This is a genomic window from Methylopila turkensis, from assembly GCF_027922325.1.
GTDB classification, from domain to species: Bacteria; Pseudomonadota; Alphaproteobacteria; order Rhizobiales; family Methylopilaceae; genus Methylopila; species Methylopila turkensis.
Genome location: NZ_BSFL01000002.1, coordinates 174,829 through 187,958 on the forward strand (window position 1 = coordinate 174,829; position 13,130 = coordinate 187,958).

12 protein-coding genes are annotated in these 13,130 nt (G+C 69.2%); 4 read left to right on the top strand and 8 right to left on the bottom strand.

All coding sequences use genetic code 11. The features are described 5' to 3' along the window. Positions 1-68 precede the first annotated feature (68 nt). The 4 genes from PKE78_RS07475 to PKE78_RS07490 form a co-directional block, all read right to left on the bottom strand. A complete protein-coding gene (locus PKE78_RS07475; protein ID WP_271200251.1) occupies positions 69-1,049 on the bottom strand; it encodes a tripartite tricarboxylate transporter substrate binding protein in 981 nt (326 codons plus the stop codon). A 46-nt stretch (positions 1,050-1,095) separates the two neighbouring features. Beyond that, on the bottom strand, positions 1,096-2,460 hold the full coding sequence (locus PKE78_RS07480; RefSeq protein WP_271200252.1) for an FAD-dependent oxidoreductase: 1,365 nt from the start codon (positions 2,458-2,460) through the stop codon (positions 1,096-1,098). A 38-nt stretch (positions 2,461-2,498) separates the two neighbouring features. Continuing rightward, complete coding sequence (locus PKE78_RS07485) at positions 2,499-3,260, bottom strand: GntR family transcriptional regulator (protein ID WP_271200253.1); 762 nt, start codon at positions 3,258-3,260, stop codon at positions 2,499-2,501. A gap of 134 nt (positions 3,261-3,394) precedes the next feature. Beyond that, the gene (locus tag PKE78_RS07490) at positions 3,395-4,273 is read right to left on the bottom strand and encodes a LysR family transcriptional regulator (protein ID WP_271200254.1); all 879 of its coding nucleotides are present in this window, start codon (positions 4,271-4,273) and stop codon (positions 3,395-3,397) included. A 119-nt stretch (positions 4,274-4,392) separates the two neighbouring features. Between PKE78_RS07490 and PKE78_RS07495 the strand changes: the two genes are divergently transcribed. Then, positions 4,393-5,571 (top strand): L-talarate/galactarate dehydratase, encoded by a 1,179-nt coding sequence (locus PKE78_RS07495; protein WP_271200255.1) that lies wholly within the window; start codon positions 4,393-4,395, stop codon positions 5,569-5,571. 118 nt (positions 5,572-5,689) lie between these two features. Here PKE78_RS07495 and PKE78_RS07500 read toward each other — a convergent pair whose 3' ends face one another. The 4 genes from PKE78_RS07500 to PKE78_RS07515 form a co-directional block, all read right to left on the bottom strand. Further along, complete coding sequence (locus PKE78_RS07500) at positions 5,690-7,189, bottom strand: tripartite tricarboxylate transporter permease (protein WP_271200256.1); 1,500 nt, start codon at positions 7,187-7,189, stop codon at positions 5,690-5,692. 4 nt (positions 7,190-7,193) lie between these two features. After that, a complete protein-coding gene (locus PKE78_RS07505) occupies positions 7,194-7,640 on the bottom strand; it encodes a tripartite tricarboxylate transporter TctB family protein (protein WP_271200257.1) in 447 nt (148 codons plus the stop codon). 4 nt (positions 7,641-7,644) lie between these two features. Then, entirely contained in the window at positions 7,645-8,634 is a 990-nt protein-coding gene (locus PKE78_RS07510; RefSeq protein ID WP_271200258.1) for a Bug family tripartite tricarboxylate transporter substrate binding protein, read from the bottom strand. A 119-nt stretch (positions 8,635-8,753) separates the two neighbouring features. Then, positions 8,754-9,638 (bottom strand): LysR family transcriptional regulator, encoded by an 885-nt coding sequence (locus PKE78_RS07515; RefSeq protein WP_271200259.1) that lies wholly within the window; start codon positions 9,636-9,638, stop codon positions 8,754-8,756. Positions 9,639-9,787: 149 nt separating this feature from the next. On the opposite strand from PKE78_RS07515, the gene PKE78_RS07520 reads away from it, so the two are divergent. The 3 genes from PKE78_RS07520 (at position 9,788) to PKE78_RS07530 (ending at position 13,063) form a co-directional block, all read left to right on the top strand. After that, a complete protein-coding gene (locus PKE78_RS07520) occupies positions 9,788-10,762 on the top strand; it encodes a Bug family tripartite tricarboxylate transporter substrate binding protein (protein WP_271200260.1) in 975 nt (324 codons plus the stop codon). 137 nt (positions 10,763-10,899) lie between these two features. Next, the gene (gudD, locus tag PKE78_RS07525) at positions 10,900-12,210 is read left to right on the top strand and encodes a glucarate dehydratase (protein ID WP_428981254.1); all 1,311 of its coding nucleotides are present in this window, start codon (positions 10,900-10,902) and stop codon (positions 12,208-12,210) included. 88 nt (positions 12,211-12,298) lie between these two features. Next, positions 12,299-13,063, top strand: a complete 765-nt coding sequence (locus tag PKE78_RS07530) for an HpcH/HpaI aldolase family protein (RefSeq protein ID WP_271200262.1) — start codon at positions 12,299-12,301, stop codon at positions 13,061-13,063. Positions 13,064-13,130: the final 67 nt, after the last annotated feature.

A 13,130-nucleotide genomic window follows, 5' to 3' on the forward strand; every position in this document is an offset into this window, starting at 1 on the left:
TCACGCGCCGCGCCCGAGCGTCGCTTCCGCCGCGCCGCGTCGATGCGGCGCGGCGGAAGCCGGGACGATCACTCGATCTGGATCCGGCTCTCCCGGGCGACCGTCGCCCAGCGGCTGTAGTCGGCCTCGAGCAGCTTCTCGAACGCGTCGCCGGTCCTTGCGGTGACCACCGCTCCGTCCTTGGTGAAGAGGTCGGAGACCTTGGGCATGCGCATGGCGTCGCCGGAGACTTTGGCGATCCGATCGACGATCGGCTGCGGCGTGCCGGCCCGCACCATGATCCCGAACCAGGCGCCGACCTCGAAATCCGGATAGCCGGATTCCGCCATGGTCGGCACGTTCGGCAGGATCGACGAGCGCTGCTTCGAGCTGACGGCGAGCGGCCGCAGCTTGCCGGCGCGGATGTTCGCGATCGAGGCCACGATGTTGTCGAACATCATGTCGACCCGGCCCGTCGTGAGGTCGAGCTGCGCCGGCGCGCTGCCGCGGTAGGGCACGTGGACGATGTCGATCCCGGCGGTGAGCTTGAGCAGCTCGCTCGCCATCTGGTGCGTCGTGCCCGGCCCGGAGGACGCGAAGCTGACGCCGCCGGGCTTCTCTTTGGCGAGCGCGACCAGCTCCTGCACCGAGTTCGCCTTGACGTCGGGGTGGACCACCAGCACCAGCGGCATCGTGGTGAGCTCGATGACGGGGATGAAGTCCTTCCGCGGATCGAAGGCGAGCTTCTTCATCGTGACGGCGGTGATGGTGTGCGCGGCGGTCGCCATCAGCAGCGTGTAGCCGTCGGCCGGAGCGGCGGCGACCGCCCCGGTGCCGATGGCGCCGCCGGCGCCCGGCTTGTTCTCGACCACGATCGGCTGGCCGAGCATGTCGCCCATCGGCGCGCCGAGGGCGCGCGACAGGATGTCGGAGGCGCTCCCCGGAGGAAACGGAACGGTGATCTGGATCGGTTTGTTCGGCCAGTCCGTCTGGACGGCCTGCGCCTTGGTCAGAAGGGCCGGCGCCGCAAGTGCGCCGGCCCCGAGCGCGAGAAACTCTCTACGCCTCATGTCAGTCCTCCCAATGATCGGCTTCTTGTTTTTTTGAGCTCGCGGATCAGGCGGTTCGGCGCTGTCGCGGCTCCTCGGTTTCGCCGAGGAACGCGCCGTCCGCGATAAGCCGCTTCTGGAGGTCCGCGACGTCGAGATGGGCGACCGGCGCGTTGCCGCGCGCCGCGAGCGCCGCCGCGGTCCCGGCGGCCTGGCCGGTGACGAGGCAGGGCGCCATGTTGCGCGTCGCCCCATGGGCGAAGTGGGTCGCGGAAAGGCAGCGGCCGGCGACGATCAGATTGTCGATCCCCTGCGGCAGCAGCGAGCGATACGGCACGTCGAACGCGCCGTCGCCGCCGACGTCCACGAAGTAGGCCTGGCCGGTGTCGGGGTGGTGGATGTCCACGGGGAAGCAGATCTGGCCGACCGTGTCGTCGAACTTCCGGCCCTCGAGCACGTCCTCCTTGGAGATCTCGTAGCGCCCGAGGATGTTGCGGCTCTCACGAACGCCGGCGACGACCTGCGGCGCGAAGTAGCCGCGCTCGAAGCCGGGAACGTGCTTCACGAGGAACTCGCCGGCCTTCACGCACTGCCGGGTCAGGTCCTGGAAGGCGCGCGACATGGCGAGCGGGTCGGTGCCGTCGACGCCGAACACCGCGGAGGTGTTCACGTTGATGCGGTCCGGCCAGACCGTGTTGAAGAACACCTTGTGGTCGCGGTTCGGGAAGATCTTCTCTTCCGCGATGATGTCGTTCCACGCGCTGAACGTGCCGTTGAAATAGACCGGGATCGGCTCGCTCTCGCCGGGCTTGTCCGCCATCGCCGGCGCGACCTCGCCAAGAGTCTTGGCGATCAGGCGGGTGTCGACGCGGTGGAAGTGCATCAGCATCGAGACCGGCTGCATCTTGCCGGTGCCCTCCTCGCCCTTGCGGGTCGGGGCGCCTGCGAGCGCCGCGATGTCGGCGTCGCCGCTGGTGTCGATGTAGGAGTTCGCGATCACGCGGCGCAGGCCGCCCTTCATGGCGACGGTGAGCGCGTCGATCGCGTCGCCGTCGCGCTCCACGCCCACGACGCTCGCGCCGTAGATCACCTGACAGCCGGCCTCGGCCAGCATCTCGGCGGCGAGGATGCGGAACCAGTCGCCGTCGACCGGCGTCACGGCGCTGACGAAGCCGTCATAGGGGATGTGGCCGACGGCGGCGCCGACCGTCTTCAGACGATCGACCATCTCCTGCGCGAGGCCGAACACGGTCTGGCGGCGGTCGCGGGTCAGGAAGCTGTGGAGGCAAAGGCCCGTGGTGGCGTTGCCGCCGACGAAGGGCCTCGGCTCCAGCACCACGGCCTTGGCGCCGGCGCGCGCCGCGGCGACGCCCGCCGCGACGCCGGTCACGCCGCCGCCCACCACCACCACGTCGAAAGTCATCTGGTCCATGTCACGCGTCTCCCTGCGCAGCTTTGTCGGTCGCGCGCTCAGCGCGCGTCCTCGTCGAGGCTTTCGAGATTGGCGAGCTGACGCGCGGCTTCGCCGTCGTCGCCCGCCGGGTCGATCTGCAGCACCGCGTCGGTGATGCGGCGGCCGGCGCGCGCGATGTGGGCGCGCATCAGCGCCTCGGCGCGGTCGCCGTCGCGCGCAGCCAGCAGGTCGATCAGGCGTCCGTGCTCGTCGATCGACGCGGCGCGATGGCCGGGCGCGAGCAGCGAGAGCCGGCGATAGGTCGCGACCAGCGGGTCGAGCGCCATCAGGCTGTTCTCGGCCCTGACGCTGCCCGCGACCGCCGCGATCGCCGAATGGAACTCGCCGTTCAGCGCGACCAGCGAGGCGATGTCGTCGCGGCCGTTGGCCTCGAGCGTCCTCGTGTGGATCTTCCGCAGCGCGGCGATCTCGTCCGGGGCGACGCGCGCGCACGCGGCGCGGATCATCGCGCCCTCGATGGCGGCGCGCAGGAAATAGACTTCCGCAACGTCCTGGGGTTTCGGCCGGAACACCCTGAGGCCGCGCGGCGTGCTCTCGACCAGCCCGTTCGCCACCAGCCGCTTCACCGCCTCGCGCACCGGCGTGCGGCTGATCGCGAGCTCCTCGGCGAGCTTGACCTCGGAGATGACGTCGCCGCCACGCAGACGCCCCGAGATGATCATCTCGCGCAGCGTCTCGTACGCCTGCTCGTAGCGGGTCGGGGCCGGGCCGGGGCGGTTGGAAACATCCTGCATGGCGACCTGCATACAGGTCTGCATGCGACTCTTCAAGCCGCCCGACGGCCTGCTGGCCGAAGGTCGAAAGGGCGGCTCAAACGGCTTGCGACCGCGAACGGCCGGCGATGTCCGTCTCCGGTCACGCACGGCCGCGAAGCGGCCGCGAGCGCGGTCGTTCAGAAGCCGTCGTCGAGCAGCGCCGCGAAGGGGCCGAGCGCCGGATTGCGGTTGTCGTCGCTCCAGACCGCATGCAATTCGGCGCGCGCGGCGCCGAGATCGAGCGGGCGGAAGACCACGTTGTCGAAACAGGCGTTGCGCGCCTCGCTCGGCACGATCGCGAGGCCGAGCCCGGTGCTCACCAGCGCAAGGATCGCCTGGGCGTGCTTCATCTGCTGGATGCGGACCGGCTCCACCCCCGCCTCCGACAGCACCCCTTCGACGATGTCGTGGAGATGCCGGGCCTCCGGCGCATAGGCGATGAAGGGCGCGCCCGCGAGCAGGCCGAGCGGCGGGCGCCGGCGCGCGGCGAGCGGATGGTCGGCGGGGAGCGCGAGCGCGAGCGTCTCGCGCATCACGCAGCGCGACCGCACCCGCCGCGTCTCCGGGATCGGGCGGACGAGTCCGAGATCGATCCGGCCGAATTCGAGCTCCACCACCTGCTCGGCGGAATCGAGCTCCCTCCATGTCAGCGCCACGTCCGGCAGCTCCCGCCGCGCGCGCGCGACGAGCCGCGGCAGGTAGCCGTAGCAGGTTGTGCCGATGAACCCGACGGTCAGCGCGCCGGCGCTGCGGCCCGCCGCGCGCCGCACGGCCTGGACCGCGTCCTCGGACCGCCGCAGCAGCGCCTGCGCTTCGGCCATGAAGGCCTGGCCCGCCGGCGTCAGCGTCACGCTGCGGGTGGTGCGCTCAAACAGCCTCGCGTCGAGCGCGCGTTCCAGCGCCTGCACCTGCCGGCTGAGCGCCGACTGGGTGAGATTGAGCCGTCGCGCTGCGCGGCCGAAATTCAGTTCGCCTGCGACCACCAGAAAGGCGCGGGCTTGGGCGAGCTCAAGCATTGATGCGCTTCCCGCATGAAATTCATGAAAACATAGCCTTGGACGCGCACGAATGACAAAGCCTATCCATCGTCCCGAGACGCCGGCGGAACAGCCGGCCCGCAACGAGGAGACGCCAGATGACCGCCGTCGATCAGCCCGAAGCCCTGACCATCGCCGCGACCGCCCCCGGCGGCGACCGCATCGCCTGGGCGAAGCTCTCGCTCTGCTTCCTGCCGCTGAAGACCCCGATTTCGGACGCCAAGGTTCTCACGGGCCGCCAGAAGCCGCTCACCGAAGTCGCGATCCTGTTCTGCGAGATCGAGACCCGCGACGGCTTCCGCGGCATGGGCTTCTCCTATTCGAAGCGCGCCGGCGGTCCCGGCATGTTCGCGCACGCCAAGGAGATCGCCGACCGGCTGATCGGCGAGGACCCGAACGACATCGAGAAGATCTGGACCAAGCTCGTCTGGGCGGGCGCCTCGGTCGGACGGTCCGGCCTCGCGACGCAGGCGATCGCCGCGATCGACATCTGCCTCTGGGACCTCAAGGCCAAGCGCGCGGGCCTGCCGCTCTCGAAGCTCATCGGCTCTCATCGCGACAGCGTGCGCTGCTACAACACCTCCGGCGGCTTCCTGTCGACTCCTCTCCCCGAGGTTCTGGAGAACTGCGCCGCGTCCCGCGAGAAGGGCATCGGCGGCATCAAGATCAAGGTCGGCCAGCCGGACTGGTCCAAGGACTTCGAGCGCGTGAAGGCGGTGCGAAAACTCCTCGACAACGGCTTCCCGCTCGCCGTCGACGCCAACCAGCAGTGGGACCGTCCGACCGCCATGCGCGTCGGCCGCGCGCTGGAGGACTTCGACCTGTTCTGGATCGAGGAACCGCTCGACGCCTATGACGCCAAGGGCCACGCCATGCTCGCCGCGGATCTCGCGACCCCGATCGCGACCGGCGAGATGCTGACCTCGGTCGCCGAGCATTACGAGCTGATCCGCAACGACAGCGTGGACTTCATCCAGCCGGACGCCGGCCGCGTCGGCGGGATCACGCAGTTCCTCAAGATCATGAACATGGCCGACCACGCCGGGCTGATGATGGCCCCGCATTTCGCCATGGAGATCCACCTCCACCTCTGCGCCTGCTATCCGCGCGAGCCGTGGGTGGAGCATTTCGACTGGCTGGAGCCGCTGTTCGACGAGAGCCTGGAGATCAGGGACGGCCGCATGGTGGTGCCGGACCGCCCCGGACTCGGCGCGACCATCAGCGAGCAGGCTCGCGCCTGGGTGGTGGACGCCCATGAGGTCGGCAAGCGGGCTTAATCCCTACACGCCGTCATGGTCCGGCTTGACCGGACCATCCATGTCAGGCGTCGAGCGCTACGCGGACCATGGGTTTTCCGGTCAAGCCGGAGGACGACGCCTCATCCTGAGGCGCCCCCTACTCCGCCAGCGCCTCTTCGCGCTTCCGCGCCACCTTCGGCGAGAACATCGCGACCAGCAGCAAGGCGACGACCGCAAGGATCGTCGCGGAGATCGGCGACGTCACGAACACGGTGACGTCGCCGTCGGCCAGCAGCATCGCGCGGCGGAAGTTCTCCTCGAGCTGGGGGCCGAGCACGAGGCCGAGCAGCAGCGGGGCGGGCTCGACGCCGACCTTGATGAAGAAGTATCCGATCGCCGCGCAGCCCAGCATCAGCCAGACGTTGAACATAGAGTTCGAAATGCCGTAGGCGCCGATGCAGCAGAACAGCACGATCGCCGGGAACATCAGCCGGTAGGGGATCTTCAGCATCGAGATCCAGATGCCGATCATCGGCAGGTTGATGACCAGCAGCATCAGGTTGCCGGTCCACATGCTGGCGATCAGGCCCCAAACGAGCTGCGGCTGTTCGGTCATGATCTGCGGACCGGGCTGGATGCCGTGCATCATCAGCGCGCCGATCATCAGCGCCATCAGGGCGTTGGACGGGATGCCGAGCGTGAGCAGCGGGATGAAGCTGGTCTGCGCGCCGGCGTTGTTGGCCGCCTCCGGTCCCGCGACGCCCTCGATCGCGCCATGGCCGAAGCGCGAGGGATCCTTCGCGAACTTCTTCTCCAGCGCGTAGGCGGTGAAGGGCGGCAGCGCCGCGCCGCCGCCGGGCAGCACGCCGAGGAAGGAGCCGATCGCGGTGCCGCGCAGCATGGCCGGGAAGGCCCGCCGCAGGTCGGGGAGACCCGGCATCAGGCTGCCGACCTTCTGCGCCACGATACGGCGCTCGGCCGGGCGTTCGAGGTTGGCGATGATCTCGCCGAGGCCGAACAGGCCCATGGCGATGGGCACGAAGTCGAGCCCGTCGGCGAGGTTCGGGATGCCGAAGGTCATGCGCGAGGCGCCGGAGGAGACGTCGATGCCGACGATGCCGAGGATCAGCCCCAGCACGATCATGGCGAGCGCCTTGGCGACCGAACCATGGGCGAGCACGACCGCGGCGATCAGTCCGAGCACCAGAAGGCTGAAATACTCGACCGCCGTGAATTTCAGCGCGAGCGCCGCGAGCGGCAGCGCCAGCAACGCGATGACGACGGTGGCCACGGTGCCGGCGAAGAACGAGGAGATGGCGGCGAGCGCCAGCGCGTGGCCGGCGCGGCCCTGCTTCGCCATCTGATGGCCGTCGATGCAGGTCACGACCGACGAGGTCTCGCCAGGCACGTTAACCAGGATCGCCGTTGTGGAGCCGCCGTATTGCGCGCCGTAGAAGATGCCGGCCAGCATGATGAAGGCGGTCGAAGGCTCCAGCCCGAAGGTGAAGGGCAGCAGCAGCGCGACCGTCGGGATCGGCCCGATGCCGGGCAGCACGCCGATGGCCGTGCCGATCAGGACGCCGAACAGGCAATAGAGCAGGTTCTGCGGCTCGACCGCGACCTGAAGGCCGAGGAACAGGTTGTCGAAGAGCTCCATGCCGTCACCAGGGCCAGGCGGGAATGGGAAGCGCGAGCGCCGTCACGAACAGCAGCACCGAGGCGACCGCGAGCGCGACCGCGAACAGAACCGCCTCGACCGGCCGCGTCTCGTCGCTCCCTGCGGCGGCGACCAGCACCGCCGCGAGCGCCGCGACCGCGAGACCCGCCTTGACGCCCAGAAGCGCGAACACCGCGATCGCGCCCAGCACCGCCGCGAAGGGACGAAGATGGGGGCGCTCGATCGCCTCGCCGCCGCGGCTGAGGCCGCGCGCCACGAAGAACAGGCCGAACGCCATCGCGATCCCCGCCAGCACGCGCGGCATGAAGCCGGGGCCCATGTCGGCGGGCGAGCCGAAGGTCAGCGTCCGCGTCGCGTAGAAGGTGAGCGCCGCGACGGCGACCAGGAACGCGCCGAACAGCGCGTCCTGCAGGTCGAAGCGGGTGGTCACGGCCTCACTGGCCCTTGATCCCGGCGTCGGCGATGATCTTGCCCCAGCTCTCGGTGTTGGTCGCGAGCCAGGCCTTGAGATCGTCCGCAGGTCCGCCGACCACGCGGCCGCCCTGCTGCTTGATGCGCTCGATCACCTCGGGGCGCTTCAGCGCCTCGTTCACCGCGGCGTTCACCGCGGCGATCTTCTCAGGCGGCGAGCCCGCGGTGGTCAGCAGGCCCTGCCACGAGCCGACGTCGGGCTGCGGCAGCTTCGCCTCCTTGAAGGTCGGGAGATCGGGCGCGGCGGCGACCCGCTCGTCGCCGGTCACCGCGAGGCCCTTGAGCTGGCCGTTGGTCACGAAGGGCAGCGTCGCGGTGGCGCCGTTGATGATCACCTTGCTCTCGCCGGAGACCACGGCCTGGGTCGCGGCCGCGCCGCCCTTGTAGGGCACGGTCTTCCACTGGACGCCGAGCTCCTTCGCCATGGCGACCGCGGTGATGTGGTTGACGCCGCCGATCCCTGAGTTCGCGACCGCGAGCTTCCCCGGATTGGCCTTGGCGTAGGCGAGCAGGCTCGCGACGTCGGTCACGCCCTCGAGCTTGGGGTTCACCGCCAGCACATAAGGCGAGAACATCACCATCGTCACCGGCGCGAGGTCTTCGAGAGGCTTGTAAGTGAGGTCGGCGAAGAGGCCGGGAGCCGAGGCCACGGTCCCGACGTCGGTCAGCAGGTAGGTCTGCCCGTCCTTGTCGGCCTTGGCGACGGCGTCCGCGCCGATGTTGCCGGCCGCGCCCGGCTTGTTCTCGACGACGACCGTCTGGCCGATTTTCTCCGAGAGCAACGGCGCAATGATGCGGGCGAGGGTGTCGGAGGTGCCGCCGGGCGCGTAAGGCACCACGATGCGGACCGTGCGGTCGAAGGCTTGGGCCGCGGCGGGCGCCGCGCCGAACGAGACGCCGGAGAGCGCGATGGCGCAGGCGAGCGCGCAGGCCGCGCGGCGAGTGACGGTCATGGATTCCTCCCAGGGAACGCTGCGTTTCGCAGACTGTTGGGAGGAGCGTCCCTGCAAAGACGATGGCCGTCCAAGACAAATCCGGCATGGATCGATGCCGAAATTGGATCGATGCCGTCCTAAGCCTCGTCTCCGAGGATGATCGCGAGAGCCCGCTCGGCGGCCGGATTCTCGTTGTCGCGCCGCCAGACCGCGCCGAGTTCGGCGGTCTCTCCGGCTTTCGCGATCTCGCGATAGGCCACGCCTTCGAAATGAAGCTGGCGCGCCGCCTCCGGCACCAGCGCGACCCCGAGCCCGATCCTGACGAGCGCCAGCACCGAGTGGATCTGGCTGACATGCTGGGCGATCGTCGGCTGGGCGCCTGCGGCCGAGAACAGCCTGAGCGTCAGGTCGTGGAAGTAGCGCGCCTCGAACGGCGAATAGCTGATCAGCGGATCGCCGCCGAGGTCGGCGAGGTCGATGGCGGCGCGGTCCGCCAGCCGATGGTCCGGCGGCAGCGCCACGATCATCGGCTCGCGCAGAACGATGCGGAACTCGAGCTCCGCGTGACGCACCGGCGGCCGCACCAGCCCGATGTCGATGCGGCCGTTCGCCAATGCGTCGAGCTGGGCGGAGGTGACGGCCTCCCTCAGCGCCACGTCGACGCCGGGCAGGCGCCGCTTCAACCGCTGGAACACGTCGGGCAGAAAACCGTAGCCGGAGGCCGCGGTGAAGCCGATCGTCACCGCGCCGGCGTCGCCCTCCGAGACGCGCCGGATCGACATGGCCGCGCCCTCGGCGAGCGACAGCAGACGGCGCGCTTCGGGCAGAAAGGTGCGCCCCGAGGACGTCAGGGCCACGCGGCGGTGGGAGCGCTCGAACAGTCGCGCCTCGAGCAGGTGCTCGAGCAGCTGGATCTGCCGGCTCAGCGGCGGCTGCGTCATGTTCAGCCGACGGGCCGCGCGGCCGAAATGCAGCTCCTCGGCCACCGCCACGAAGCAGCGCAGGTGGGTGAATTCGAACATGCGCTCGCTCGATACCCAATGAGCATCGATCGATGCCTCCTATAGCTTAGACCGGAATGACGGGGCTGGCTACGGTCCCTGCCAGCGAGCGAGCGCAGCTCCTAAGACTGCGCGGCTCCGAGGAAACGACCGGGAGAGGATCGATACTGATGCGCGCATTCAAGCTTCTGGCGACCGCCGCAGCGGCGCTCGCCTTGGTCGCGCCGCAGGCCGCGGCGGCGACCGAATACCCGACCCGCAACATCACCATGGTGGTGCCGTTCCCGCCCGGCGGCGCATCGGACACCGCGGCCCGCGTCGTCAGCCAGCAGCTCGAGAAGCAGCTTGGCAAGAACATCATCATCGAGAACAAGCCTGGCGCGACCGGCAACACCGGCGCCCGGCTCGTCGCAAGCGCGACGCCGGACGGCTACACGCTGCTCTGCGCGGCTTTGTCGGTCTGGTCGATCAACGCGGCGCTGTTCCGGGAACTGCCTTACGACCCGGCCAAGGACTTCGACCACCTGACCATCGCGGTGCGCACGCCGAACGTGCTGGTCGTGCGAAAGGACTTCCCGGCGAAGGACTACAAGGAGTTCGTCGAGTACCTGAAGGCCCATCCCGGCGAAGTCACCTTCGCGAGCTCGGGCAGCGGCTCGTCGGACCATCTGACCGCCGAACTCTGGTGGCAGAAGACCGGCACCAAGGCGAACCACATTCCCTACAAGGGCGGCGGACCGGCCATCGCCGACCTGATCGGCGGCCACGCCGACGCCTCGTTCGCGAACCTCGGCAACATCTATCCGCAGGTGAACCTCGGCAAGGTCCGCGCGCTCGCCATCACGGCTGAGAAGCGCGATCCGCTGCTGCCGGACGTCCCGACGCTCGCCGAGCTCGGGCTCCAGGGCGGCGAGGTCTACTCCTGGCAGGCCTTCGGCGGCCCGAAGGGCATGCCCGAGGACGTGCGGACCAAGCTCGCGACCGAGATGGTCAAAGCTCTGAAGGAGCCGAGCGTGAAGGAAGCCTTCGCCAAGACCGGCTTCGAGATCGTGGCCAACACGCCCGAGGAGTTCCGCGAATTCCAGGCCGGCGAGATCGCGCGCTGGAAGGAGGTCGTGGCCAAGGGCAACATCCCTTCGCCGTAAGCCCCTTCGCGACGCTTCACCTCGCCCGCTCGGCGGGGTGAAGCCCTCCGCCCCTCGTCGACCTATCCGGAGCCGTTCCTGTGACCACCCTCGCAGAAGACGTCCAGCGGCAGTCCTCGGCCCGCGCCGCGACCCCCGTGGTGACCGACCTCAAGGTCGTCCCCGTCGCCGGCCACGACTCCATGCTGATGAACCTGAGCGGCGCCCACGGTCCGTTCTTCACCCGCAACCTCGTGGTCCTGACCGACAGCGCCGGCCATACCGGCCTTGGCGAGGTGCCGGGCGGCGAGAAGATCCGCCAGACGCTGGAGGACGCCCGCGAGCTGATCGTCGGCCGCCCGATCGGGGCCTGGAACGCGGTCCTGAACGAGATGCGCTCCGTCTTCGCCGATCGTGACAGCGGCGGCCGCGGCCTCCAGACCTTCGATCTGCGCATCACCATCCATGCGGTGACGGCGGTCGAGAGCGCCTTTCTCGATCTTCTGGGCCAGCACCTCGACGTGCCCGTCGCCGCCCTTCTCGGCGAGGGCGTGCAGCGGCCGGCGGTCGAGATGCTTGGCTACCTGTTCTATGTCGGCCCGCGCACGAAGACCGACCTGCCCTACCGCGCCCCGACGGCCGCGGACGGCTGGCTTAGGCTTCGCGACGAGGAGGCGATGACGCCAGAGACCGTGGCGCGGCTCGCGGAAGCCGCGAAGGAGCGCTACGGCTTCAACGATTTCAAGCTCAAGGGCGGCGTGCTCCGGGGCGACGAGGAGATCGCGGCCGTCACCGCGATCAAGGACCGCTTTCCGGACGCCCGCGTGACGCTCGACCCGAACGGCGCCTGGTCGCTCGACGAGGCGATCCGGCTCTGCAAGGGCCAGGGCCATGTGCTCGCCTACGCCGAAGACCCCTGCGGCGCCGAGCAGGGCTTTTCCGGCCGCGAGATCATGGCGGAGTTCCGCCGCGCGACCGGCCTTCCGACCGCCACCAACATGATCGCGACCGACTGGCGCCAGATGCGCCATGCGATCCAGCTCGGCTCGGTCGACATCCCGCTCGCCGATCCGCATTTCTGGACGCTCGCAGGCGCCGTCCGGGTCGCGCAGCTCACCCGCGACCACGACCTCACCTGGGGCTCGCATTCGAACAACCACTTCGACGTCTCGCTCGCCATGTTCACCCACGCGGCGGCGGCGGCGCCGGGCAAGGTGACCGCGATCGACACCCACTGGATCTGGCAGGACGGCGAGCGGCTGACGAAGCAGCCGCTCGAGATCAAGGGCGGACTCGTGGCGTTGCCCGAGCGGCCGGGCCTCGGGATCGAAATCGACTGGGCGGAAGTCGAAAAAGCCCACGAGCTTTACAAGCGCCATGGCCTCGGGGCGCGTGACGACGCGGCCGCCATGCAGTTCCTGATTCCGAATTGGACCTTCGACAACAAGCGCCCGGCGATGGTGCGCTAGGCGCAGGATCTACAGGCCGTCATGCCCGCCCTTGCGGTCTTGACGCAACGGGAATGACGGCGAGAAGACAACGAGAAGGCGATCAGCCATGGACATGCCGAAAAACACCTTCAAGGCCGCGATCACGTCCGGCCGCCAGCAGATCGGCCTGTGGTCGAGCCTCGCGAGCAACATTTCGACCGAGGTGATCGCAGGCTCGGGCTTCGACTGGATCCTGCTCGACATGGAGCATTCGCCGAACGACCTCGGCGACATCTACGTCCAGCTCCAGGCCATGATGGAGAACGCGACGCAGGCGGTGATCCGCATGCCGAGCGACGACCCGATCGCGATCAAGCGCATCCTCGACGCCGGCGCGCAGTCGCTGATGATCCCGAACGTCGAGGACGCCGGACAGGCGGCCCGCGTGGTGGCGGCGACGCGCTACGCGCCCCGCGGCGTGCGCGGCTTCAGCCAAGCCCCCCGCGCCGCCCGCTTCGGCCGCGTGCCGAACTACCACGCGACCTGCGAGGCCGAGATCTGCGTGATCGTGCAGATCGAGAGCCAGAAGGCGCTGGACAACATCGAGGAGATCGCGGGCGTGGAGGGCGTCGACGCCCTGTTCGTCGGCCCGGGCGATCTGTCGACCAGCCTCGGCTACATCGGCAAGCAGGGCCACGCCGACGTCGTCGCCGCGATCGAGAAGACCATCGCGCGGATCACGGCGACGGGACGCGCCTGTGGTATCCTCACCGGCGACGAGACACTCGCGCGCCGCTACATGGCCGCCGGCACGATCTTCACCGCGGTCGGCTCCGACATGACGCTGCTTGCGCGGTCCACCGAGGCGCTCGCGGCGCGGTTCAAAGGCTGACGAAGAAGCGCCGCTTCCCTCGTCCACTCCCTCTCAACAGCTTCTCCACAGCCTTACCCACAGACGG

What these genes read in the sequence shown, in the direction of transcription:
- PKE78_RS07520 (WP_271200260.1), top strand. Translation starts at nt 9,788, where the DNA reads ATGCGCGCATTCAAGCTTCTGGCGACCGCCGCAGCGGCGCTCGCCTTG.
- PKE78_RS07515 (WP_271200259.1), bottom strand. Translation starts at nt 9,638, where the DNA reads ATGTTCGAATTCACCCACCTGCGCTGCTTCGTGGCGGTGGCCGAGGAG.
- PKE78_RS07510 (WP_271200258.1), bottom strand. Translation starts at nt 8,634, where the DNA reads ATGACCGTCACTCGCCGCGCGGCCTGCGCGCTCGCCTGCGCCATCGCG.
- PKE78_RS07530 (WP_271200262.1), top strand. Translation starts at nt 12,299, where the DNA reads ATGGACATGCCGAAAAACACCTTCAAGGCCGCGATCACGTCCGGCCGC.
- PKE78_RS07495 (WP_271200255.1), top strand. Translation starts at nt 4,393, where the DNA reads ATGACCGCCGTCGATCAGCCCGAAGCCCTGACCATCGCCGCGACCGCC.
- PKE78_RS07475 (WP_271200251.1), bottom strand. Translation starts at nt 1,049, where the DNA reads ATGAGGCGTAGAGAGTTTCTCGCGCTCGGGGCCGGCGCACTTGCGGCG.
- PKE78_RS07500 (WP_271200256.1), bottom strand. Translation starts at nt 7,189, where the DNA reads ATGGAGCTCTTCGACAACCTGTTCCTCGGCCTTCAGGTCGCGGTCGAG.
- PKE78_RS07480 (WP_271200252.1), bottom strand. Translation starts at nt 2,460, where the DNA reads ATGGACCAGATGACTTTCGACGTGGTGGTGGTGGGCGGCGGCGTGACC.
- PKE78_RS07485 (WP_271200253.1), bottom strand. Translation starts at nt 3,260, where the DNA reads ATGCAGACCTGTATGCAGGTCGCCATGCAGGATGTTTCCAACCGCCCC.
- PKE78_RS07490 (WP_271200254.1), bottom strand. Translation starts at nt 4,273, where the DNA reads ATGCTTGAGCTCGCCCAAGCCCGCGCCTTTCTGGTGGTCGCAGGCGAA.